Raw genomic sequence first — 25,451 nt, 5'->3', positions numbered from 1 at the left:
TTACACCTCCTCTAATGCCTTTTGCGTTTGATAAATTTCTTGATAAATTTGATTGTTATGCACCAATTCTTTATGCGTACCTTCGCCGACTAGCCGGCCATTATCCAAAACTAAAATTCGATCGGCCTTAATAATAGACGAGATCTTTTCGGCAATAATAATCGTCGTTGTCCCAGCTAATTCATTCTCCAAAGCTTGCTGAACCAATTTTTCCGACTGGGCATCTAAGGCACTGGTTGAATCATCCATAATCAGAATTTCGGGATGCTTGATCACACCACGTGTAATCGAGAGTCGTTGTTTTTGCCCACCAGAAAAGTTTGCAGAACGCTCCTCAACTTTAGCATCATACTGCTGATCTAACTTCTCAATGAATTCTGAAGCTTGAGCCACATTCGCGGCCCATTTCATATCGTCTAAAGTTGCATCGTGCTTCCCTTGCTTCAAGTTATGCGAAATTGTCCCAGAAAACAAAGTCGAGCGTTGCAAAATAAAGGAAACGGCCTCCCGCAATGATTGCTCATTTACTTCTTTAATATTATGACCGCCAACTTTCACCACACCTGTGTTAGGATCGTACAGCCGCGGAATCAACTGTGCCAGCGTGGTTTTGCCTGAACCTGTCGCACCAACAATCCCGATCATTTCGCCGGCACTGACATTAAAACTAATATCTTGCAACACCGGTTCATCATCACCAGGATAGGCAAAGGTGACGTGTTCAAATTGAACATCACCGCGCAACTTCTCTTCCGGAATATCCGGGAAAGTCAAATCAGGCTTCGTATCATAAATTTCTTGTAACCGCCGCAATGAAACAAACGCCCGTGAAGCTCCGGTCATCATGAAACCACCCATGACCACGGAGAAGAGAATTTGCATGAGGTAACTCACAAATGCTTGCACGGCAGCAATCATACTCGGATCTTTCGTGACCATCGTCCCAACCAACATGATTGAACCCGCGACAGCTAAATCACCAACTAAGAAAAAGGCTGGCATCAAAATTGAAAACAAATTACCAATTCGAATGGTTGTTTCGGTCATATCGTCCGATGATTTGGAGAAGCGGGCAATTTGATTTTTCTCTTGAACGAAAGATTTAACCACTCGCATCCCCATTAAATTCTCGCGCGCTAAAGTGTTATTATCCTCTAATTGCGTCTGAACTTTTTCGAAATACTTACCCATTCTGGTGAAGGCAAAAGCACTAACCAAGACAATTAACACCAACATCAGGACAATGATCCACCAGAACTTCGGCATCGTAATAATTGCCAAAACAAAGGCACCCACAAATAAAATGGGAATACGCGTTAATTGCTGAAAAACACTCATGATCACTAACTGCACTTGATTAATATCGTTGGTCAAACGAATCACCAAGTTTGAGGCTGAGAATTTCTCAATATTGCCAAAAGAAAAAGTTTGAATCTTACGATAGCCTTGCTCACGCATGTCTGCTGAAATCTCTTGGGCTGCTTTCGCTGAGAAGATCGTATTAACAATGCCTGCAATAATGCCCAAGACAGCTAAGGCAATTAATTGTATTCCCAAATGTAGAACCGTCGTCTGATCCTTTTGAAGAATAGCTGTAATCATTTCTTGCAGAATTCTTGGCTGCCATAATGTCGCAAAGGCGATAATCATGACTGCAATCGTGGCAATCAACGCATCGCTTTTATATTTCTTTAAATAAGTAACTAATGATGTCATCTGCTCCCCCTAATTCACGCTAAATCTGGCGCACCTTATTCTTAAATTCGACCAAATATCGGGCCATAATTCCCAACATTTTTTGTCGTTGTTCCGCTGGTAAACCAGCCATTGTTGCGTGCTCAGCTGCTAAAATTGGTTGAACAGTTTTAGTTGCATACGTCTTTCCCGCAGCAGTTAAGCAAATGTTTTTAAAACGTCGATCAGTTTGTGACTCGGTCAAGCTCACTAAACCCTGATGTAAAAAGCTCGTCACAATTGAATTAATCGTCTGTTTAGGTAAAAAGGTTGCATGGCTAAGAACTTTTTGCGTACACTCAGTTGGCTCTTCATTCAAGACGATCAGCACGTCCAGACTAGAACTGGAGATGCCAATCTTCTTCGCATACTCTTCGTAAATGGCACCATATTCATGCCAGTGATTAAAGAATATCCGTAAATCCTGCATCACTGCGTCATTTGCCGTAATCATTAACATCTCCCTACAATTAGTCTGTATTCATTTCGTCCATTATTGGACTATAAGAGTATAACAAGCTGAAAATTCGATTGCAAGTGCTAAAAAATATTGTCGTAAGGATTATTCTATTGGGACGTGAACTTTAACTTAGCTACAAAAGTGGCACTAGCAAAATAGTACAAAGACGACGTTAATCGTGTCAGAAACATAAGACTAAATCGTGAAATAATGAGTGGTCCGAGCTATTTCACCACCAACTAATTTTAGCCATTCATTCGACTTACTTTTTGAAATTTTACGTTATTTTACACGCAATTAATTTCTAGTCAGAAGTCGGATAATAAAGTGACAAAAATCACTTTATTTTTTTTGTAAGTGGTATAATTAAATAGAATTCAGTTATATTGGGGTTTATAGACATGATTGGAGGAAATTAAAATGTTCAAAAATAAACAAAACGAAGCCGTTAACCGTGGCCACGGTTTTATCTATGCCCTCGACGTTAATACGGTTGAGCAAGCATTAGCAACCGGCAATGAAGTACCTGTCCAGTTAAAATTTAATGGCGAGATTTCTGAACTAAGATATGGCGGTCAAGAAAATTATCTGCGTTTAGAAATTTTACCGGATCAGTTGATCTTCACCGCAAATCAAGATCCAACGCAAACTAAAACGATTCCGCTGCCGCCAAATTATCCGCTAACGATTTCCGTGATCAAGCATCCTAACGTTACGAGTCGATTTCTGACAGTGGAAGTTTACGTTCTATTAACAATCAAGAACCAAGACCAGACTTACCAAATTCTTTCGTCAGATTTCCCGGCCTTGCCAAAACTTCTTGATTATTTGACAAACCAACAAATCAATTACACCATTCCTGATTATTATCAAGCGATTTTTGCTGAAACGAACACGACCAAACTGCAACGCGCAATCGAAAAAGATAATCGATTTGCCTCTAAACTATTACCAGGTCTACCACCATCCTCACAGCCACATCCCTTATCAGAAAATTCGTAATTTATTTTGAGGTAATGCCATGAATGAAAACGGCACGCAACTTTTAGCGACCAAGAAACTAACTGATTTACAAGACTCAGCAGGTAACTACCCCCACTTAAAGCGAACCATGACCAGCACCCAAGCGGTATTTGCCCTGCTAGCAATTCCTTTAATGGTGATGCGTGGTGTGGGCTTAATTATCTTGGTGTTAGATTTAGGCTGGTTTTTATTTAGTAAAACCTACCGCATTCATAATCAAACTGACGATACGATCTTCGCCATGACTAAAGGCGACTATCAAACCTACAAGCGGTGGACTAAACAGCAAAGAAATAACTAGTTCTGCTTGCGAACAATCATTGATGTGCTAAACAGGTCGGGAAAAAATCCTGACCTGTTTTTACGTTGTCCTGAGTTAAGAATCTGAGTTTGAACGTTTTAACCGCATTACACGTCATGACAGTGCTCTGACTTACTGACACAATTTTTAGCCAACTGCTTTTTATTTTCGCGATAAAACAATCTGTTATTTCACGCACAATACTGTTAAAATAAAGTTAACAAAGCTAGAAAGGGTTTTCTAATGAAAAAATTAATCGGAATAGTTGGTACTAACTCTGCCACTTCAACTAATCGCCAATTGTTACAATGTATGCAACATCACTTTCAAAAAGATGCCACAATCGAACTGATGGAAATTCAGAATCTGCCAATGTTCAACAAACCAACGGCAGACAAGTTACCTGATATAATCACCGAAATGGCTGCAAAAATCGAAGCAGCTGATGGCGTCATTATTAGCACCGCTGAGTACGATCATTCTGCACCAGCTGCTTTGATCAATGCTCTGGATTGGCTCTCTTATGGTATTTATCCGTTCGTTGACAAGCCTGTGATGGTCACCGGTGCTTCTTATGGCGCGCTAGGCTCTTCGCGGGCACAAGCACAACTACGTCAAGTTTTGGACGCACCTGAATTACATGCGATGATTATGCCCAGCTCAGAATTTCTCTTAGGTAATTCCTTGAGTGCCTTCACTGAAGATGGCGCACTCAAAGACACCGACATCATTGAAAAACTAGATGGTATTTTTGCGGACTTCTTAGTCTTTGTTGACATCGCCCAACAATTAAAGAATGCCCACGACGCTAATAAAAAAGCCGCCGCTGATTTTGACTGGGACAAAATAAGATAAAGGAGTAACCAAACATGAAATTATTAGGAATCGTCGGCTCAGCTGCCGAGGAATCATACAACCGCCAATTATTGCAATACATTGAAAAAGAATTCGCGAATCAATTCGACTTTGAATTAATCGAAGTCAAGGACTTACCAATGTTTGATGAAAGTAATGATCAAACCCAAAGTGTGGCCATTCAAAACTTGAACCGTAAAATTTTGAAGGCTGACGGCGTTATTATTGCTACGCCTGAACACAACCACACGGTTACGCCTGCTTTAAAGAGTTTGATCGAATGGTTATCGTTCAAGATTCATCCGCTCGCGACCAAACCAGTGATGATTGTCGGGGCTTCATTCTACGATCAAGGCACATCACGGGCACAACTGCACTTACGCCAGATTTTGGACTCACCAGGTGTTAATGCAATCGTCATGCCTGGTAACGAATTCTTATTAGGCAACGTTAAAAAAGCCTTTGATGAATTTGGTAATTTGAAAGACGAAAAAACGCGCGCCTTCTTACAAAGTAATTTACAAAAATTCTTGAAATTTATTAGTGTTGTTTCTAAACTTGATGACGCCCCTGAACAATTACCCGATGAAGACCTACAGGCTAAAGGTTCTGTGGCCACGACAATTCCTGACGTTAACATGTCATCCGATCATTGGGTTGAAGAAGCTGCTGCCAAGGTCCACCCTGTTAAAGGTGACACTTATGTTCAATTAGATCACGGTATTTTAACGGTTAACCAAATTGACGAGTTACTGAAATCAATGCCGTTTGAAATTACTTTAGTCGATGGCAATAATCAATTCTTATACTTCAACCACACCAGTGAATCTGCCAGTATGTTTGCTCACCGCAAGCCTGAACAAGTTGGTAACCCAATTGGTGATTGCCACCCTGCTCGCGCGTACAATCATGTTAAGCAAGTGATCAGCATGTTGCGTGCTGGCAAACTGGATGTCTTCCGGATGCCCGTTCCTCACGGCCCAGGCAAATATGTCGTTCATAACTACCAAGCTTTGCATGACACTGAGGGTAATTACGCTGGCATTAACGAATACATTCTCGACTTCCAACCAATTATTGACTGGTATTTGAAGAAGACTGGTAAAGAATTGACCGGTGGTAATGTTGATGCTGTTTCTGGCGCCTCTAAAAAAGATAACACCGAAAAAACCGATGCGGTCCCCGGCGCTTCTAAAAAAGTTAGCCGCCAACAACCCGACGCAATTTCTGGTGCTTCCGAAAAGGCAGCACCGGTAAAACCAGACGTTGATGCTGTTTCTGGTGCTTCTAAAAAAGACTAAAACTTATTTGTAACGTCAAAACAGGCCTGAATCTAATCTGATTCAGGCCTGTTTTTTAGGATTAATAAACTGGTTGCACGATTCAAATCGTGGTTGTTGTTGTCATCGATTTAAAGGTTGCCGAGATATTTTCAGCGACTTCACTACGGTCATTATCCCTGCAATGTCATAACGCGGACTTCAATTTTTACGATGATGCAAATAGTAAACTATTTTACGCACAGCAAATAGAATAGCAACCCAACTTACTAAGGTCACCACGAACCAAATGGCAGTTTTAACATGACCACGTTCAACAAAAAAATGATAAGTGACGGTTGTATAAATAACTGGACCGATAACTGTCAAGAGATCGTTCATCCTTGCCTTTATTTTAGGATTCATGTTAATCGCGCTCCCTCGATAAATACACAAATTAATTCATAACTTGACCCGATCTGTTCAACTGATTAGTTTAACCCCTGTAAAGTTCAGTTGCTGGTGAGGCTTAATGTTTCATAATCCGCCAAATTAATTTACCTAGTGCAATCAGGCCACCAACCAATATTATGAATAAAATAATTGTGCTAATATTAAATACAATATCGCCCACTAATTTCACCGCGCTTTCCTTGAAATATTTTTTTGCGTTTCACCGTTCATTCAATGATCAGTCTAACTTTCAATTGTCAAATAGCTTAAGTGCTTTTCTTAAAAACATAAAATTAATAAGTCCGCTAATGCTGACGACTAATGCGCCAATTGCTTGAATCCAAGCGGCCCGCTGAATGAGGATGACGACGGCGACTAATAAAGCCAAATCAACAATCAACCCGCCATACATGATCACTTGATATTTGCTCTTTTGTTTTAACTTCAACTCGCACCCCAGCTTTAGTTTTCGACACCTTGACCTCTATTGTTGGCGATTGCAACCGCAATTAAAAGCAAGTATTACTTGCGCAAGCACTTGCAATGTACACACAGCGCCAAATCGAACGGTCAGTGCCAAGATGCTCTTCAAATCATAACGTCGTTCATAACGCACCCTGTCAACACAAATAACTTCGATATGCTGCCGCATACTTGTAAATGACAATTATTAAGGCGCCTGTCTATGAACCGACACTGCCAATCAAAGTTCGTCATAAATGATATTGTAAAGAACTTTTAAATATCCTCAATATATCTTAATAAGAACTGAATGACTAGAGACTTTAATCATTATGTTAATGAATGAACTTGCTATAACAAATAAAAACAACCCGGCCTATTAATGGCGAGTTGTTTTTTTGTTTGTTGTTACTTTTTAAGTTGTCCTCTCAAACAAGCAGGAGATAGGCTTCATCAATTTTACGATCGACAATCACTGATGTTTAAAGTATCAGCACACTTTTACTTTTAGCATGAGTTAGTTATTCCGGGTAGTGACAATTGATTGTGAAATTGATTCAAGTCAGTGCTGCAAACTCCAAAAATACCTTCTAACACTAATAACCAATCTCTTTAGTCCGCGTCAACCGTTCATAAAACATCCGACTATTCTTCTTCAATAACAGCACCAGGACGTTTAAAAGAGATAGCAGTAAGAAAGCTCCTGCTAAAGCTAAACCTGTGAAATAAAAAGCGAGCTGGTGTCCTTCAGAAACGGCCAATTGTTTCAAAATTTCTGGAATTAAATAATTCAGATTACCTAACATGACAGCAAATAATGACACCTGACGCAAAAACAACGCACCAAAACCAACTCGCTGCTCATTTAAACTGACGATCCTAATCTTGACCAACTTTTTACCCAAGGTTGCACCGTGATTCAAATACGGTAATAAAATGAAATAACCCAAACTACCGACTAAATTTACTAACAAATTATGGGCCGCTAATTTCGGTAGTAAACTAGTGATCAAACTCAACCCAAGATTAACGATCATCATATCAATCAAGAAAGCTAAGGTGCGCCGCCAAAAATTGGCCGCGGTCCGGGTACTAGCTGCATCTTGATTTAATTGCTCGATGGTCGGGAAAATTTTAACAAATAGTGGTTCGATTAAATATCCTAACGCACCGCCGGACGTGTTTAAAATTAAGTCGTCCACATCAAACAACCGATAAGAACGTGGATAAATGAAATATAAACCACTCAATTGTGTCAGTTCAAAAAATAATGATAAACAAAAACTAGCGAGTACGGCTTTTTTAAACGAAACTCCCCAAATGTAACGGAGGAACAAGCCAAACGGTACCGTCAACATCAAATTAAAAAACGGTTGTAAAAAAGCACTCTGTCGCATCGCAACTAAATAAGTACTGGGTTGCGTCAGTTGTAAAACAGTGGTCTTGAAGAAATAGCGTACCGCTGTCAATGGGATTAAATTATAACGCGGTGTCGTTAAAGTCGCCACGTAACTACGATCAGGCAGTGGCAAAATTACCAAGAAATAAGCGCACAACAAATAGAAACAGAAGCTAAAAATAAGGGCCAATTTCAACTTGGAAATGGAACCATACTTACGATATTGTTGTATGGCATAAGGCAATACTGCCAACGCCGCTAGAATTGGAAATAGAATTGCCGCAGTTCTAATCGGACCTAAATAAGCACTCATGATTGCTCCTTCTCTTAAATCAACAGAATTGACTTAGAAAAAGTATACGCCCTAACTAACAGTCGACGCAACGATCAAAATTGTAAGGTTCTAAAATTCTTAAATCGTCACATCACTTGTTAAATTATTTGAACCAACATCGTAAACATCTTTAAATATTGGCACTTACTCCAATATCCAAACCACTTCAATAAATAACTCTTGTATCAGTCTTTTAAAACAATTCTTTCAATGCTCATCACTTATCGCACTAAAGAAACTTGTAAACAATTACGGTTCAATCTTGATTCCCAGAACACAAGCCGATCTAGCCATTCAGTGTGCTTGCCAGTAAATCTATCCACTAAAAAAGAGAGCTGAACGCCCCCTTATAATTTGGTTGAAGGAACAAATTCTGTTTAATCATTGAATATATTATTGGGCGATCTTTTGAGCCAATAGTAATCCGCCCACAATACCAGCATCATTACCCAAACCGGCATGTACAATATATTGATCTAATTCAGGTACATCGACATAATTATTTAACTGCTTTTCAAATGAACTTCTAATCTTATTAAAGATTTGTGTTTGATTAGAAACACCACCACCGAAGACGACCATTTCTGGTGCAAAAGAAACAGTCAAATCACACACACCTTGTGCAAGATAGAAAGCTTCGGTATCCCAAATTGGATCATCAGCATCTAATAATTCGGCCGTTTTTCCAGCACGAGCCCCCAATGCTGGACCTGCAGCAACACCTTCAAGGCAATAGGAATGATAAGGACAGACGCCCTTGAAATCATCACTAGCCATTGGTTGCATTAAGATATGGCCGATTTCTGGATGAGAGTATCCAGTCATAATTTGTCCATCAACGATGACACCACCACCAATACCTGTTCCAACGGTTAAATAAACAATGTTCTTCTTACCCTGAGCAGCACCCATTTTTAATTCTCCATACGCTGCAATGTTAACATCTGTCGTCCAATAGATTGGCACATCGAAAAATCGTCTGAGATTTCCAAGAAAATCAAAATCCTGCCAACCTTTTTTGGGTGTATGTTTGATTTTGCCGTAACTTGTTAAATCCGGATTAACACCGATCGGACCAAACGAACCAACAGCAATCGACTCAATCTTAAACTGTTGTAAAAATGAGATGATTCTTGGCATTACAACTTCTGGGTATTCAGTGGCGGTTTTGAATCGCGAAACAATACTTAGATCATGATCGGCGACGGCGACGACGAATTTGGTACCTCCGGCTTCAATTGCTGCGTACATAAACTTCTCCTCTTTCTGTGCAATATCTATTCCCCAGAACTAGCAGAGGTTAATTGAATAGACATTTCTTTCTGACTAATATTGGTTATTTTTGTTATTTGTTCACTTGGAAAAATAATATAACTTCCCACCACTTGCTGATTCACGTAGACTTCAAAGCTAGAATTATCGATCAACAAGGTTAAGTGACACGCTTGATTAATAAAATTACCAATTGGTAAATATTGAGTTGTGTTTGTCTTTTCGAAATTAAAGGTAACGGTTAATTGATCTTCGACAACCTTCAATTCAACACGATCTGTGGCGCTACTTAAACTGATAACGGCGCCGGCTTGTAACGTAACTTCAAGATTAATCAGTGCCACACCAGCAAATACCTTGGAATCGTCCCTTGCTAGCTGCTCAGTATTAACAACCTGATGTTCTGCGAGTAGTGGTCGTTGATTCAACCAATTATCATTTAATTCTAAGACCCGTGGATGACCCATTTGACCGTTCCACCCTGCATGAATATCATGTAAAAATTTTAATTGAGTATTGCTACGTAACCAAGGAATCAAGACACGTTGACCGGCAAAATCAATTGTTTGCGGCGCGTAAAAATCTAAACTCTGGTCGATTTTTTCAATCGATTCTGGAATAAAACGTCCTTGTTGCCAATTCATTCGTCCTAATGCGATAAAAGAAAGATTATTAGGAATCGTTTCATCGGATTCTTCATTAATCACACTGAAAATCAATGCATCTTTATCACCTAAAACGAATAGATCTGGGCATTCAGCAATTCGTCCTAATTCTGGTTTTTGATCTAATAGTACAGATTTGAAGGACCAGTTTAATAAATCTCTTGATTCATAGACAAGAATTTGACCTTTACAAAGCATAGGATTGGTTGAGGCCAAAATAGAGTAGTAGGTATCGCCATGTAAGACTAATTTTGGATCGCGGAAGTCTGCAATTGACGCATGATCTGGCAACATTTTCCAATCAATGACTGGATTATTTTCAAATTTCGTAAAGTTTACACCATCATCTGAGAAGGCAATATTCTGAGTTTCAACCCAAACACCTTCATTTTCGACATGACCAGTATACATAATGTACAATCGGTCATTTTTAACAATCGCTGATCCTGAGAAAACCCCACTGATATCATATGGTTGATCTGGTGCTAATGCGATTGGCAGATCTTCCCAATCAATCAAGTTCTTCGAACGGGCGTGACCCCAATAAGGTGCCCCCCAAGTTTCATCATAAGGATTATATTGATAGAACATATGATAATAACCGTGGTAATACACCAAACCATTAGGATCATTCAGCCATCCATAGGGTGCAGAGAAATGTGCAATTGGTTTATATTTTATTTCACTCTTATTTTTATTTTTTTCAACAAAAGTATTTGCTAAAGCTAACATTTCACTATTCGTTTGAGTCACTATTTATCCCCATTTCCAGCAACAGCCAAACCTTGAACCAAGTATTTCTGGAAGAACATATAGATCAGAACTAATGGTACAGTTGAAATTGTTAAGATGGCCATCACCTGATTCATATAGACCGGTTGCGTATTATTAATATTAGTGATCGCAATTTGTAATGGAAATTTATCGGCATCGGTTAAGACCATTAATGGCCAAATATAATCGTTCCAGCTCCCGATAAATGATAATGTCCCAACTGTTGCGATTACTGGCTTAGCCATTGGCAAAAGAACCCGCCAATAAATTGTAAAGGCACTTGCACCGTCGAGCTCAGCTGATTCAACGATTGAATCTGAAACTTGGTCGAAGAAATTCTTGAACATATAAATGTTGAACGCACCAGCAACTGCAGGGAAAATAACTGCCCACGGCGAATTGATCAAGTGTAATATTTTGACGATTTGAAATTTTTGAATCATGATGGTATCGCCAGGAACGACCATTGACGCGATTAATAACCCAAACAAGATTTTTTTGCCACGAAAATCAAACTTTGAAAACGCGTAACCGGCGGCAGAGTTAACTAAAACAGAACCCAAAGTAACGGCTAGTGCGTAAAGTACTGAGTTAAGAATGAAGCGGAGAATATTGAACCGTCCTAATAACTTTTGATAGGCACTACCCCACTGTGCTGGGTTTAATCCGGGCAAAAAGGCCTTAATCCCACCCAAGTCGTTGTAGATTGATGATTCAGATTTCATTGAGGAAGCAATCATCCAAATTAATGGAAAAAGGAACAACAATGCTAATAACATAATCAAAATTGTCGATAAAATTATAATGAATGTTTTTCTCGATTTAGTCATTATTGACCACTCCCTTCATCAGCACGAGTTACTTTCCTCTGAACAATCGTAAATAAGATAATACCGAACCCGTAAACTACACTCATTGCGCTAGCATAACCTAACTGACGATCGGTAAAACCGGTTCGATAGATATAATATAGTGGTGTCATAGTTGAGTTCAATGGTCCACCTTGAGTCATAATCATGGCTTGTGTCATCATCTTGAACGCATCGATAAATGTTGTCGTTAAGATCAAAACTGTAGTTGGCTTTAATAATGGCAATGTAATATTTCTAAAGGTTGCCCACTTACCAGCACCATCTAAATCAGCGGCTTCATATAAAGATTTTGGAATATTTTGTAAACCTGCCAGGAAAATAATCATTTGATTACCACATGCTTGCCAAGCCGAAAGAAAGATAATAGCAAACATCGCTTGTTTAGAACTATTTAAGAAAGGTTGCGCAGAGATTCCTACTTTAGCTAGTAAACTATTTAAGATGCCTTGACTCGGATTCAAAATGTACATCCATAAAATTGATGTAACAGCTAATGAAACAACAACGGGAGCAAAGAAAGCGACTTTATAAAACATATTGAATGGCCGTTTTTTGTTAACGATCAATGCTAGGCCCAAAGCTGTTCCTACTTGAATAGGTAGGACAAAAGCTACGAATTGAACGATATTCTTTAAACTCTTCATAAAAATTGGATCTTTGAACAATTTGAGATAATTGGCGATTCCAACGAATGCTGCTAATTTTGGTGCCAACATATTGAAATCAGTAAAAGAATAACAAAATGAAATAATTGATGGAATAAACAAGAATAATCCAAGCACAATTATTGCTGGAGCTAAGAAAAACCAAGCTTGATTTTGTCGTTTACCTAGTCTGGACATCTCAAGTGCACCTCTTTCTATAACCCAAGATTACTTTAAGTAACTTTGAATTGTTGTTGCCTGTTTCTTTAATAATTTAGCAATATTTGGATTTTGCTTATAATAAGTTGTCTTAGTGACGGTATCTGCAAAAGTTCTAGTTACTTGTGGATAGTTAACCAATACTGGACGTGCGTGGCCACTTAGAATATTTTGTTCCATTAAGAAACGTAAGCTTGGATCAACTTTATCTTCCATTAACTTGGAAACGGATTTACGCGCTGGTAATGTAGACATGGTCATGCTGGTCCGGTATTCTTGCTTAGTTGATGATAAAAAGTTGACTAATGCGCCTGCTGCTTTCTTTTTGGTAGTTGAAGTAGTCATTGCATATTGCCATGAACCAGTTGGTGAAACTAACTTATGTGTCATAGGAGAAACTGGATAAGGCAGCATACCATAGTCGAGATGCTTGTATGATGTATTCAATTCAGTGATTGTCCATGAGCCTGATAGCATCATTGGATACTTGCCAGTTTGGAATGCTTTATTAACTGGAGTCGTTGTTGTGTAATCCTTCTTGACCATATCTTGAATGAATTGGAAAGCAGTCTGTGATTCTTTAGAGTTAAAGTAACCAATCGATTTAGTGCCATTCTTATTGGTAATATTGCCACCTGCAGACCAAACAAATGGCGCAAATGCATAAAGGGACATTTCAGAATGGTCTTGAATTTGCATATCAATTGCTGGCGCATTATACTTAGCCTTTAACTTGGCGCAAATTGCCATGAATTGATTCCAGTCCCAAGGATTCTTTAGAGTAGGAATACTTGATTCTTGGATCCCAGCATCCTTAAACATTCTCTTGTTGTAATAAATACCAACGCCAGATTCTGAGTAACCGATTGAATATAACTTACCTTTATAAGTTCCTTGGCTAATGATACTTGGTAAAATATCACTTTTATTTGTAATATACTTGTCTAAAGGTTGAATAATCTTATTCTTGGCATATGCAGCTGTATTAGGGCCGTCCAATGTTAAAACATCTGGTAAGTTACCAGCATTCAAAGCTGCATTGACCTTATCTTCATAACCGCCACCTGAAGAGTTACGTGGAATATATTGAACGGTCGCATGATAACCTTTTTTGTTCTCCTTGTTAAAGGCGGTAATATTCTTGGCCATCGCTTTTCCTTCTGGATCTGTCTTCGAATATTGAACCCACATTGTGACATCTTTGCCGTCGGCTTTACTCTTGCTTGAGCAACCAGCAAGTACTAAACTGGTTAAAACTGTTATACCCAAAACTCCCAGAACTTTTCGTTTGTTCATTCTAAAACTCCCCATTCAAGTAAATTTAGTATTTATGAAACGTTTCATTTACAAGAAAAATAATAGTCCTGTATTAGTGTTTTGTCAACGCTTTTTTGAAACGTTTCCAAAGAAACTTTTGCAAATAGTTTCTTTCCCAATTCCAAGATATAAAAAAGACCAGTCCAAAAGATTTTCTCTCTTTTAGACTGGTCTACTATTAATTACGTGTTGTACCACCTTCTTTAAACGAAACTGGTAGAATTTTAATTTGAGTTGGTTGATTTGGACGCTCTATTCTGTCAAATAAGGCCTTAACCGCTGCTTGAGCCATTTCAGGGACAGGCTGAACAATCGTTGATAAACCTAAATCATTGGATGGTCCTAAGGCAATTCCGTCAAAACCGATCATTTGAATATCGCTTGGTACATGCTTACCATGTCTTGCTAAGTAATTACGCACATCCATGAGCATTGTATCGTTGACGCAAAAAATGCCATCGATATTAGGATTCCGAATAAACAAGCGCCGGAGCAATTCATCTAAATTAGTAATTGGCTCAGGAACAAATAAGTCCGTCACTTGAACACCACACTTAGCCGCTTGTGATAAAAAACCATCGTGGCGTTTAGTCGTTTCGTTTTTATATCGCGAATAACCAGAAATATAGGCGAGATTGGTCGCCCCGTGTCTTAGCAATTCATCTAAAGCAATTTCTCCACCATTAAAGTTGTCAGAACTAACATACGAAACTGGCTCAGTAAAGGAACGGTCGATGCTGACCAATGGTAAATTTGCTGAGACATATCGGTCAATCGCACTATAAGTGATACCAATAATACCATCAATCTTATTTTTCTTAACCATTTGAATATATTTACGTTCCTTCTCAGCATCACCGTCAGAGTTACAGATTAATAATTTATAACCACGTTTAGTTAGTTCCGACTCAACATAATAAGCAAACTCAGAAAAGAAAGGATGCCAAATCGTCGGCAAAATCAAAGCCACAAACATTGAACGTTGTGTTTTTAATCCTCTGGCATAATCATCGGGAATATAGCCCAGTTCATTAATCGCAGCTTTAACTTTCTGCTTTGTTTTTTCTTTTACTTGTGTGTTGTTATTAACAACACGCGACACTGTTCCCAAACTGACACCTGCTAGTTTAGCAACATCTTTCATTGTTGCGGCCATTTAAATTCCTCTTTCATGAAATTGCATTTAACATTAAACGCTTTAATCTAATATTAAGTATAACTAAATCAACTTCTATCGGCAATTTGTTTTCAACAAATATATAGTTACATACTGATTCATCTTATTTCCTATACCCATATATTCGCTCATCACAAAATATGCTCGGCTAAAAAATGACATTAATCTTATGATATTCTCGGTGATTCGCTTGTTTCTAGAATCGACCCCATCATGCTTAGTAAGGTTCAATATATCAAGGTTAGCCTAATCATAACAATAACCTGATGTTCAACGTCAAATTTAATTGAGATTAATTAACCGTTTCGGATTAAAAACACTAAAAAATATCGGTCTTACTAAATCTAAGATCCACTTTCTGAATATAAAAAGTAGGCACTAGTCATTAAACTAGTACCTACCATGAAAAGTTATTCTGAGCTAATACTCTAACTTACAACTCGCTTAAACTCAGATCGAGATTGACAAACTTTTCCACAGCAATTGGTTTAAACTCATCCATAAACTTCGCCACATCGCTACGTTTGTCATTATCGTTAGCGAATAATACAGCAAGCGGTCGATTTTGCGCGTCCACATAGGCTAAAGTAAATTTGCCAGTGTTGACTTCACCGCGCGTTAAAATATGATCCCATTGCTTGGCTTGCCCTAAATATTCAATCGTCTGATCGTATTGATCGGTCCAAAAATATGGGCGGATTGCATAAGGTTCACTGTGTGTGTTAATGATGTTGCGAGCCACATTTTTACCCTGATTACGCGCATTTTCCCAATGCTCAACGTGAATCAGTTGACCTTGATAAGGCCACGTTGTGCAGTCGCCGACGGCAAAAACATCAGGCAAGGAAGTTTCTCCATATTCATTGACAACAATTTGCTGATCAACTTTTAAACCTGGTGCTGAAATCGCCACGTTTGGCTGTGCACCTACGCCAACAATAACCATCTGTGCTGGAATTTTCTTACCAGAAGTTGTAACCATCGTTTCAATTTGACCTTGCCGATTTTTTTCGAAAGCGGCAACACCATCGCCAGTGATTAACTTAACGCCGTGCGCTCGATGCAATTCTAATAAATATTGTGCTGCGTCAGGCCCAGCAATATTTGCCAACGGTGCCTTAGCATATTCCACCACAGTTACCTGCAACCCGCGCGCCGTAAACGTGCTTGCTAATTCAAGGCCAATAAATCCTGCACCAACTAACACTAATTCTTTAACTTCCGGCTGCAGACTCCACTTTTTAATTCGTAAAGCGTCGTCAAAACTTCGTAAGTAAAAAATACCAGCCGCATCTTGATTAGGAACAGTTAAATGACGGGCACTAGAGCCCAACGCCAACACTAACCGGCCATAAGAAATAACATCACCATTTTCGGTAACCACCTGATGTTCGGCCGCGTTAACGGCCACTACCTTGGTCTTTAATTTCACCACAATTTCTTGTTCATCATAGAATTGTTGCTTCTTAAATAGCGGTGGATCCTCACGATCACCGCGCAACCAGTCCTTAGATAATTTATAACGGTTATAAGGCAATTGATCACCTTGATCAACTAAACAAATACTGCCCGCAAACCCCTTGTCGCGTAATTCCTTAACTAAAAAATAGCCGCCAATCGAACCACCAACCACAACGACATCGAATTTCATCTGACAACCTCCCATATGACAAAACCATGATAATTTCAGTTTAGCGCAAAAGAAAGGACACAACAAAATATTAGCTTATCTAACGAATTATTGCTAAAAGTTTGAAGTAACAGTTTAGCAACATTAACCTGACATCATTTTTTAACGATAGAAGAAATTTTCAGATCACAAAAAGACAATCCCTTAGCTGGTTGACCATAAACCCTGGATTGTCTTTAAAAAATGGCAAACAGTTAAAAATGCCTTAACTAATTTATCCTTGAACGCACTTAGCGAGTGTTTCTTTAATTGAAGCAACCACATCATGATCTTTAATCCCTAAGATAGGCATCGTATCTTCTGGATTTAGATACAAATCCTTCGTTTGAACTAAGGAACTAACCACCATATGCACACCATGTTCCTTACCCTCAGCGGCTGCTTGCTGATCTAAACCAACATAAATTGGTTTCATCTGTTCATAAGGGACTACTGGCACTTGCGTTGTCTCGTGCTGGCCTAAAGCATCGACAATCATTTGATAAAATTCTTGATACTTCATATTCTTAGCGCCAATCGCATAACTATGACGATGTTCTCCATGCTCAAGTGTACCAACCGCCGCTTCAGCAACTTGCTCAACTGTTACCATCGCGGTACCACCAGCCAATGCAGGGAAAACAGGTTGATTCTTCGCTTGATCAACAAACATCGTCCATAACGGCATCCGACCAGGCATCGTACCGAAAATATAAGGTAAACGCAATGATGAGACCGTCATCTTGCCTTCACCCTCAGCAAAAGCAACTTGTTCCTGTAACAAACGCATATTGGGATAAGCCTCATCGCGTAAATGAAGTTCAGGCAACCGCTCGGCAAATTCTGCAAAGTAAGAACCAAACACGACAAAATGTTCAACACCAGCTTCTTTTGCTAGTCTGGCTATACGTTGGGTTGGTAAAACATTGGCTTCATAAAAGAATTTCATTGCCGGTTTCTGCGGTACAACTCGCTCATCTGCGCCAGCTGCATAAATGAAGCCATTGCAATCACTCAATAACTTAACAATCTCTTGATCCGATAATTCATTGATATTTCCTAATGAACACTCAACTTCGGCGGGTAACAAATTATCAGCGGGCATTGGTGGCAAAGCCATTGTCTTAACTTGATACCCGCGACGTAATAATTCTTTGGTTGTGTAGAACCCTAAAAATCCAGTTCCTCCGAGTACAAAAACTTTTGTCATTTGATCTTGCTCCTTTATTTTTTATTTCACATGTAGTATAACGTTTACAATAGGATAATAAACATCATTTAAGAGCCAAGTACTCACTTTTTTGAGGAGCAAGTTAATGAACAAGAATTTACCCTACACTAGCGTAGAATATTTATCTGCAAGTTTTCAGCCGAACGAATTAAAAGCAAATTTCTTCACACTTAATCAGTCAACTTCATTGCAATATTTTGATGAATTTGACTTCTTACTGATTCAATCTGGTCAGGGTGCCATTGAGATCAATGGTCAGCTTTTCCCCGTTCACGCCGACCAATTGATTGAACTGGCACCCTTTCACGTTCATCGTTTCATTTTAACCGACTCAAATAACTTAACGGGTTATCATGTCCGCCTCTCATTAGGCTTATTAATCCTCGCCTCAACTAATCGGCAGACTTACTTGAACACGATCAACAACTTAGACTTAACAGTGCCAATTGTTCGTCTCGATCAATCGGCGAATGAACATTTGATGGCCATGATTCAATTGGTGCTAGAGGAACAACGCAATAACACACCTGGTAGTGAAGGTCTAAATCTATCTCTAACGGCACTACTGTCTTTCTATTTTCAAAAATTCCTACAACGACAGGATAAGAGTAACCGTTTCTTTACCTTCGATTGGCGATTGTTGCAATATATTCATTTCTATCATCAAGAGCAGCTCACCACGAGAAAAGTTGCGACTCATTTCGGATTATCAGTTGAAGTTCTACAAAAGAAAATCAAAAAGATGACCGGTTATTCGTTCCGGGCTCTACTGAATCAGATCCGCATTCGCAATGCAACAGCGCTGCTCCAATTCAATGAGTTATCAATTAACCAAATTGGCAAGATTTGTGGTTATCAATCCGAAGCAAACTTCTACAAGCAATTCGAATTAATCCATCAGCAAACACCAGAACAAATGCGAATGGACTTTAGTTCCCAATTCCTATCAACTGATGCTTGGGATATCGTGTTGTACATGCTAGAAAACAGCCAGCAAAATTTAACGATCGACGACATTGCCGCGCATGCCAAATTATCAACAGACAGCATTAACGCTCGCCTTCAGCAAACCTTTGGTCAATCATTTCACGCACTCAAACAACAGATGAAATGTCAAATTGCCCATAACTTAATTGCGGCAACCAATTTAACCAAACAAGAAATTGCCAACAAACTTGGTTACCCGAGTGAACAAACATTTCTGAGAAACTATCAAAGCTATCTGAACGCGGAAAAACCAGATTAAGTTTGCTACTTAATACCGAACAAAAAGACAATAAATTTTTGATATTTCACACTTCAAAGTAACAAAAGGCTATCGTTGCTATTTCTATAAATCCAAGTTATACTAATGGTACCAGAGATAATAACTCATAAGTAGCACAATAGCCATTCCTCCGACAAGGAATGGCTATTTTTTTCATCTGTAATAATTGACAGACGTGTGAGTTAGTAGCAACCGAAATGGTTACCGCCGCTGATCTAACCAATCAGTGACTAACTTTAGTACCACCCCCAACAAAGAGCGGCGCGATAACTAGAGATAATAACTCATTCATAAGTAGCAACACCCCCAAACTTGGGCCGGCTGCCACCATCAGTATATCATGATAAAAACATAACAAATAGCGAACAAGTCATTAAGCTGTCTTTGCATTTCATTCTTCAATTTGAACAATAACCATACCGTTCAAGAGGACCTCAACGCCTAGCAAAAAGTTGAACTTTTGCGAATAAATCTTCAAGAATGAAGCGTGAATCAATTCGGTCATAAACTCTGATCGGTCGCTGCTGACGATTAACAATTAAATCATATTTATTGTTGACAGTGAAATACGGTGCGATCTGTTCGTGGTAACTTCCTTTTTGTTCAGCTAACAATACACCAATCGCTGTGGAATCACCCAATACCCAAGCTTCTGAGTTAAGCCAACTTTTCTTTTGATTATTTTCATTGGCAAAATCGACAAGTTGTTGGTATAAAAAGCGTCCTAATTCACCATAAGGAGCAATTTTTATTTTTAACTCAGCCACTGACACCAACATCGTTTTATAAACATTGCTTGGAATTTGCCAGACTGCCACCGGCGCGGCCATCACTAGGTTAGCCGCTAGTAAATCTCGCTGTAGATTTGCTTCTGCACTTCCTTCAGGATAACGACCACCACCAACCCAAATAATCGTAATATTCTGCGCTGTACCCCGAAACTTCCGCAAAGCCAACGCAACGTCTGTCAACGTTCCTAAGCAAACAATTGCCAGTGAACGCGGGTCTGAACGTGTCATTTCTTGCAAGATTAGTTCTGAACCGGCTGATAAAATATTAGTTTGCGCAGAATTTAAGGCAGTCGTTGCACCTCGAACGATCGGAAACAAATGACTTTGACCAACGAGTTTTGTTAAACGTATCATTTCCTGATACGATTTTTCTGTTGCATCGATCTCATGATAGAATTGAGCGACCATGCCAACGATGTCAAACTTCGGTGTCAATAATGCCTGAACAATGGCATATTGATCATCTGCTTCGTTTTTAGCATCACTACAAATGAGCACCCTGATCTTGTTTATTGGCATTATCATACTTTTCTTCATCTCTTCTAGTTCATTTTCAATTTAACAAATCAAACATTCAAAATAAGGGCAACTGCTTGATAATCGTGGGCAAAATTAACATGGACAGTCTGATTCATTACCTTGACCGCATCAGTACAGCCAAACTGGCTCTGAATCGTCATCGCTGCAGGTAATTGAATTGTAAGCGACTTACTGCTGGCAAAGCCATGAGCCACAATTAAACAACGTTGTCCGTCCTTAAAAACAAGTGCCTGCTCACCAGTTGGGTGCGTATACGACAACACAGGCTTACCGAAACGTTCGAAATTATTAGTTTTAAGGAACGGGATGACTTGTTGATAGAACACCAACGCCGCTTCAATGACTTGAGCTTGGTCTTCGCGAAGATTCGTGATATCACCTGACAAACATAAACGTCCCAAAAACGTACTACATAACGAATAAAACAAGCGATCAAGATCATCTTCGTGCCGAATAACCGCCCAAATTGAATTGGTCTGCGGTAAAGAAAAATCTAGAAAATTGGCTGAAACAATGGGATTACACAATGACTCATGATCATCAGAAATTGAATTGATATCTGCTAAGGCCATTGATGATGGCTCCATTCGATGACCACCAGACGAACAGTTCTCAATAATCAAATCCGGTAATTGTTCATGAATACGGCGAATAAAATTTTGACTGCCAGCAAGTGCTTGACGTGCGCCTTCACCCAACGAATCCCCATTGTCACAACCGATTCCAAAGTTTTCATTATAATCGATTTTTAAATAGCCAATCTCATTCTCACGTAAAAAGTCAATCACTTCTTTTTGCAAATAGTCGATTGTCCAAGGATCATTCATATCCCAAAAGCGACGATCGCCAACGGTAAGGGGCAAGCCATCACGTTTCAGTAGATGATCAGTTGCCTTGAAGACTGTGGCATCACGCCCAACCGTTTCAAACTCAAACCAAATACCGGGAATCATACCGGCAGCACGAATCGTTTCTGCAACAGTTTTCAAACCATGTGGGAATAATGCTGTACTTAATTGCCAATCCCCCATTTTCTTTTCCCAACCTAATTTAGGATCTGCATACCAACCGGCATCAATAATATAATAGTGAATGCCTTTGTTCTTGAGAACCGCCAACTGTTCTAAAATACTTTGTTCTGAAGGATTACCCCAAGTTGTACAAAACTCGTTAAAACTTACTGGGAATTCTGTTTCTTCAACGTGATGACGCGCGCTTAAGGCTCGCTGCTGATAACTAACTAAGCGATGAGCAGCCTGATGATAATCACCATGTGCAACCGTTAAATAGGCAGCAGGCGTTTGAAATGAGTCGTTTTGCGGCACTGTTTTTAGCCAATGACCAAAATCACGATCTGCCAAACCACCTGCTAAACATAAATCCTCGTCAATTCGATAGAGTTCAATCTGCCAAGAATTAGGTTGTGCTAATTGGAATCCCCAAGTGACTGCTTGTTTTTGATCGGTTACAAACGCATTAGGGAAATAACCTCGTACTGGCATTGAACCACGCTGACCATATTTTTCAACACCAGCTCCTGACGGTTTCCAAGAAGGTTCCAACTGAAAGTCTTCAATTAGATTTTGCGCAAGCCGCCCCTCTTGCGCCCATTTACTTCGAAATCTAGTGATCAATAAATTGCCGGGACTGTTTTTTGAATTGAAGGGACTTAAATTACTCATTGAAAAACTACTTAATAGTTCCAACTTGATAGGTTGATCTGATTGATTGTCAACTTCCGTATACGTTTTGAGAGTTTGATAAGCTGCATCATATGCCACATAGTGTTTAAACAAATGTTGGTGTTGATCCGTTAGCGTCGTCAACACTTGTGTCACATTGCCGAAGGTTTTACTATTTTGTTCACTAAACTTTAAACTGCGTGTTGACTGGCTATTACGCATACTGGTTCCGGTGACGAAACCTTTAGGGTAATCGTCACCGACCAACTTCACTTGAATGAGCGCATCATATTTTTGTTTGTGAGGCAATGTTAATTTTGCGGCCATGTCCGCAGGAATGATCACCCACTCAACATTTTGAGTTGGCGTCAAATAATAACAGACCAGCATATCACCGAATTGATATTGATTTAAAAGTTCCATTTTTTATCTCCAATTATTTTGCTCTATATGATTGTCTTGCTGAGTCATTTCTCTTGATAAGAGAAATAATCAAAATCCGCATATGACCGATGTGCATCAAAATCCTGTGCACAAAGCCCAACCATCGCCCCAGTAAACGCGAGCTTACCATTTGCTTTAATAAAATCATCGCTCAAATGATCTGCATGAAATTTGGTCCCAATGGTTTGCCAATCAGAATCGGCAGTTGCATAAGTAAACTGGCCCTTTGCATGATCAACATTAACGGCTAATTTGATCGTGGTATTTGGTAAATAGATCGGTTCTGATAGATAACTAAATTTACCAACTTCTGCCTGTTCGACTTGCAAGTAACTTGATTTTTGTTCCTGATCGTATGAACAAAACAGGTAACACCAATTATCTGAATCATAGAAAAGAATCAAGCCAGCGACTTGTTGGAAGTTTGTCGGTGCAAAAATCATTTCTGTTTCACTACGGAAAGCGAACGTCTGCCAACGACGCGCAATTAAGGTTTGTTCATGCAAACTAGAGAGGCTTTCGTTACCATATAAACGCAAATAACCCGGATGCTTCGTTAATGAACCGCGCTGGCCAAGAGGTGTTCGCAAAGTTTTAAAATAGTTTGGTAATTGAGGCGCGTTAAAATCACAGTAAGTTGAATTATTGAGCCTTTGTTTATCAGTAAAGAGACTTGGTGCTTCGATTTCAGTCTTTGGCGACGTCGTTTCGTTAGCTAATCTTGGCCAACCGTCTTTCGTCCAAATTAGTAGTTGTAATGCTGTTTCGCGCCCGAGCACACAATAACCACGTTCAGTTAATGGACGCGAACATAAATGGACAATGTACCATTCTTGATTGGTCACTTTAACAAAGCAAGCATGACCACTTTTTTGTAAGTCATTAAGGGGATCAAACTTAGTCGAGATGAGTGGTTGAAAAGGTGAGTTCTCGTAAGGCCCCCAAACATTTCGACTGCGCGCCACTGTCGAAGCATGACTATAACCAGTGCCACCGGCCGCACAGAGCAAGTAATACCAACCGTCCTTTTTAAGAATCTGCGGTCCCTCACAAACGCCTAGTTTAGTACCCTCATAGAAGTGTTGTCGTTCACCAATTAACGTCATTTTATTCGCATCAAACTCCTGCATGACCACACCGCTAAAACCAGGATGATCCAAGCGCTGATCAAATAGCATACTCATAAAATAATGTTTGCCATCGTCGTCATGAAATAAGGCCGGATCGAAACCACTGGCAGTCACAAAAACTGGTTTACACCAAGGACCAGTAATTTCATCACTAGTCATGACATAATTTAAAGTATCCTTGAAGGCCGTTCCTGATTTAACAATCGTATAAATTAACCAGAATTTACCATCGGCATAACTCAAATGTGGTGCCCAAATACAACCCGAATTATAAACACCTCGCAAATCACATAATGCCGGATTATCTAATGGTTCACTGATCAAATCCCAATTAACCAAATCGGTCGAATGGTAAATTTCAATTCCAGGCCACCATTCAAAAGTGGACGTTGCTAAATAGTAATCCGACCCCACCTTGACAATACTAGGATCCGGATTAAAACCACGTAAGATTGGATTTTTGATTTTCATATTGAAGCTCCTTAATCGATTGGTGTTTTACCGCCTAATTACACATCTCAAAAATTAGGTAATTCCTGTTGCCATGAAATTCTCAAGTCCCGATTGTTAATATCTATCGGTAAAATACTATATCCTGAATCACGCAAGGACTTTGGGTTCCAGTGATCTAGCATTAAATAGAATTTGTTATTCACCTCAAAAATATATGTTGGTTGTCCAGAATAAGTTGTCTCAGAATGACTTCCTCGACAAGGATTATCAATTAACTTCTGTCCAGTGAATAATGAATGACTTCGAGAAAAGAGTGCTGGATTCGGTCTCCAACCAGTACATCCAGAAGTAATCGTAAAATACCAATCTCTAACGTGGAAAACCGTTGGTGCTTCTCGTTCTTGATCAATGAAAAGCTTGTATGAACTTGTTGTGACGTCTGTATAGTCAGCGGTAAGTTCTATTACTCTCAGCGTTTTATTACCATCTGAACTGGCAATTAAATATGCCTTCTGATTTTCTTCAAATAATGTCAAGTCACGACAATCCTGTAAATTCGGTTTAAAAATACGGACAACATTAAATGGACCGGTTGCAGAACTCGCAACCGCAACACAACAACCCGCATAGCTATATTCCTTATTATCATAATGGGTCCACATAACGAACTTTTGAGTTTTGGTATTAAAAATAACTTTTGGCCGCTCTACAATACTCATTTCTTCCAAAGTACCGGTAGAATCAGACTCGGTGGTTAACACTAATCCTTCGTCATGCCAATCCACTAAATTAACTGAGGAATAACAGGAGATACCAACAAAGGGAACCCGCGATGTCCCAGGCAAATTCTTAACGTTTTTATTTTCACCATACCAATAATATTTATGCTGAGTCTTTAAAATCATTCCACCATGTGCTTGAATCGGATTTCCAACGTCGTCGAGCCACTTCGCACCGTTCTGATTCATAACTGTTACTCCTTTTAAAAAAACTGGACAAAATCTTGTCCAGTTTTGATTTGCTT

22 protein-coding genes are annotated in these 25,451 nt (G+C 39.3%); 5 read left to right on the top strand and 17 right to left on the bottom strand.

The features are described from left to right. Entirely contained in the window at positions 1–1,716 is a 1,716-nt protein-coding gene (locus EKM65_RS06030; protein WP_125606655.1) for an ABC transporter ATP-binding protein, read from the bottom strand. Between the two features lie 19 nt (positions 1,717–1,735). Next, a complete protein-coding gene (locus EKM65_RS06025) occupies positions 1,736–2,188 on the bottom strand; it encodes a MarR family winged helix-turn-helix transcriptional regulator (protein WP_164506845.1) in 453 nt (150 codons plus the stop codon). Between the two features lie 426 nt (positions 2,189–2,614). Here EKM65_RS06025 and EKM65_RS06020 point away from each other — a divergent pair, with 426 nt between their 5' ends. The 4 genes from EKM65_RS06020 to EKM65_RS06005 all read left to right on the top strand — a co-directional run bounded on the left by EKM65_RS06020 (position 2,615) and on the right by EKM65_RS06005 (position 5,674). Further along, positions 2,615–3,196: a hypothetical protein gene (locus EKM65_RS06020; RefSeq protein ID WP_125606651.1), complete on the top strand. Its 582-nt coding sequence runs from the start codon at positions 2,615–2,617 to the stop codon at positions 3,194–3,196. A 19-nt stretch (positions 3,197–3,215) separates the two neighbouring features. After that, positions 3,216–3,518 (top strand): hypothetical protein, encoded by a 303-nt coding sequence (locus EKM65_RS06015; protein WP_125606649.1) that lies wholly within the window; start codon positions 3,216–3,218, stop codon positions 3,516–3,518. Positions 3,519–3,761: 243 nt separating this feature from the next. Next, entirely contained in the window at positions 3,762–4,373 is a 612-nt protein-coding gene (locus EKM65_RS06010; protein WP_125606647.1) for an NADPH-dependent FMN reductase, read from the top strand. A 14-nt stretch (positions 4,374–4,387) separates the two neighbouring features. Beyond that, entirely contained in the window at positions 4,388–5,674 is a 1,287-nt protein-coding gene (locus EKM65_RS06005) for an NADPH-dependent oxidoreductase (RefSeq protein ID WP_125606645.1), read from the top strand. A 180-nt stretch (positions 5,675–5,854) separates the two neighbouring features. Here the strand turns inward: EKM65_RS06005 and EKM65_RS06000 are convergent, their stop codons facing one another. The 11 genes from EKM65_RS06000 to EKM65_RS05950 all read right to left on the bottom strand — a co-directional run bounded on the left by EKM65_RS06000 (position 5,855) and on the right by EKM65_RS05950 (position 18,099). Next, a complete protein-coding gene (locus EKM65_RS06000) occupies positions 5,855–6,058 on the bottom strand; it encodes a hypothetical protein (protein ID WP_125606643.1) in 204 nt (67 codons plus the stop codon). Between the two features lie 277 nt (positions 6,059–6,335). After that, entirely contained in the window at positions 6,336–6,533 is a 198-nt protein-coding gene (locus EKM65_RS05995) for a hypothetical protein (RefSeq protein ID WP_125606641.1), read from the bottom strand. A 610-nt stretch (positions 6,534–7,143) separates the two neighbouring features. After that, positions 7,144–8,259 carry a VanZ family protein gene (locus EKM65_RS05990; RefSeq protein WP_125606639.1) on the bottom strand — a complete coding sequence of 372 codons (1,116 nt, stop codon included), beginning with the start codon at positions 8,257–8,259 and terminating at the stop codon, positions 7,144–7,146. A gap of 414 nt (positions 8,260–8,673) precedes the next feature. Next, positions 8,674–9,531 carry an ROK family protein gene (locus EKM65_RS05985; RefSeq protein ID WP_125606637.1) on the bottom strand — a complete coding sequence of 286 codons (858 nt, stop codon included), beginning with the start codon at positions 9,529–9,531 and terminating at the stop codon, positions 8,674–8,676. Between the two features lie 26 nt (positions 9,532–9,557). Next, the gene (locus EKM65_RS05980) at positions 9,558–10,970 is read right to left on the bottom strand and encodes a glycoside hydrolase family 32 protein (RefSeq protein ID WP_125606635.1); all 1,413 of its coding nucleotides are present in this window, start codon (positions 10,968–10,970) and stop codon (positions 9,558–9,560) included. Further along, positions 10,970–11,821: a carbohydrate ABC transporter permease gene (locus EKM65_RS05975; RefSeq protein WP_125606633.1), complete on the bottom strand. Its 852-nt coding sequence runs from the start codon at positions 11,819–11,821 to the stop codon at positions 10,970–10,972. The genes EKM65_RS05980 and EKM65_RS05975 overlap by 1 nt, the downstream gene beginning before the upstream one ends. After that, on the bottom strand, positions 11,821–12,705 hold the full coding sequence (locus tag EKM65_RS05970; RefSeq protein WP_125606631.1) for a carbohydrate ABC transporter permease: 885 nt from the start codon (positions 12,703–12,705) through the stop codon (positions 11,821–11,823). The genes EKM65_RS05975 and EKM65_RS05970 overlap by 1 nt, the downstream gene beginning before the upstream one ends. A gap of 30 nt (positions 12,706–12,735) precedes the next feature. Then, positions 12,736–14,022, bottom strand: coding sequence for an ABC transporter substrate-binding protein (locus EKM65_RS05965; RefSeq protein WP_125606629.1), 1,287 nt, complete (start codon positions 14,020–14,022; stop codon positions 12,736–12,738). A gap of 199 nt (positions 14,023–14,221) precedes the next feature. Continuing rightward, the gene (locus EKM65_RS05960) at positions 14,222–15,199 is read right to left on the bottom strand and encodes a LacI family DNA-binding transcriptional regulator (protein WP_125606627.1); all 978 of its coding nucleotides are present in this window, start codon (positions 15,197–15,199) and stop codon (positions 14,222–14,224) included. A gap of 454 nt (positions 15,200–15,653) precedes the next feature. After that, the gene (locus EKM65_RS05955; protein ID WP_164506844.1) at positions 15,654–16,871 is read right to left on the bottom strand and encodes an NAD(P)/FAD-dependent oxidoreductase; all 1,218 of its coding nucleotides are present in this window, start codon (positions 16,869–16,871) and stop codon (positions 15,654–15,656) included. Positions 16,872–17,124: 253 nt separating this feature from the next. Beyond that, positions 17,125–18,099 carry an NAD-dependent epimerase/dehydratase family protein gene (locus EKM65_RS05950; protein WP_125606623.1) on the bottom strand — a complete coding sequence of 325 codons (975 nt, stop codon included), beginning with the start codon at positions 18,097–18,099 and terminating at the stop codon, positions 17,125–17,127. A 106-nt stretch (positions 18,100–18,205) separates the two neighbouring features. Here EKM65_RS05950 and EKM65_RS05945 point away from each other — a divergent pair, with 106 nt between their 5' ends. Further along, positions 18,206–19,366 carry a helix-turn-helix transcriptional regulator gene (locus tag EKM65_RS05945; protein ID WP_125606621.1) on the top strand — a complete coding sequence of 387 codons (1,161 nt, stop codon included), beginning with the start codon at positions 18,206–18,208 and terminating at the stop codon, positions 19,364–19,366. 455 nt (positions 19,367–19,821) lie between these two features. Here the strand turns inward: EKM65_RS05945 and EKM65_RS05940 are convergent, their stop codons facing one another. From EKM65_RS05940 to EKM65_RS05925, 4 genes are read right to left on the bottom strand one after another with little or no spacing between them, the layout of a single operon-like run. Further along, the gene (locus EKM65_RS05940; RefSeq protein ID WP_164506843.1) at positions 19,822–20,703 is read right to left on the bottom strand and encodes a nucleoside hydrolase; all 882 of its coding nucleotides are present in this window, start codon (positions 20,701–20,703) and stop codon (positions 19,822–19,824) included. A gap of 41 nt (positions 20,704–20,744) precedes the next feature. Further along, a complete protein-coding gene (locus EKM65_RS05935; RefSeq protein WP_125606617.1) occupies positions 20,745–22,823 on the bottom strand; it encodes a glycoside hydrolase family 36 protein in 2,079 nt (692 codons plus the stop codon). Positions 22,824–22,867: 44 nt separating this feature from the next. After that, positions 22,868–24,445 carry a glycoside hydrolase family 43 protein gene (locus EKM65_RS05930; protein WP_125606615.1) on the bottom strand — a complete coding sequence of 526 codons (1,578 nt, stop codon included), beginning with the start codon at positions 24,443–24,445 and terminating at the stop codon, positions 22,868–22,870. A 47-nt stretch (positions 24,446–24,492) separates the two neighbouring features. Beyond that, positions 24,493–25,395 (bottom strand): glycoside hydrolase family 43 protein, encoded by a 903-nt coding sequence (locus tag EKM65_RS05925; RefSeq protein WP_125606613.1) that lies wholly within the window; start codon positions 25,393–25,395, stop codon positions 24,493–24,495. Positions 25,396–25,451: the final 56 nt, after the last annotated feature.

Source organism: Lapidilactobacillus bayanensis, from assembly GCF_003946695.1.
In the GTDB taxonomy this organism is placed as follows: Bacteria; Bacillota; Bacilli; order Lactobacillales; family Lactobacillaceae; genus Lapidilactobacillus; species Lapidilactobacillus bayanensis.
The sequence above is the reverse complement of the archived record's forward strand: the minus strand, read 5'-3'. Positions and strand labels throughout refer to the sequence as shown.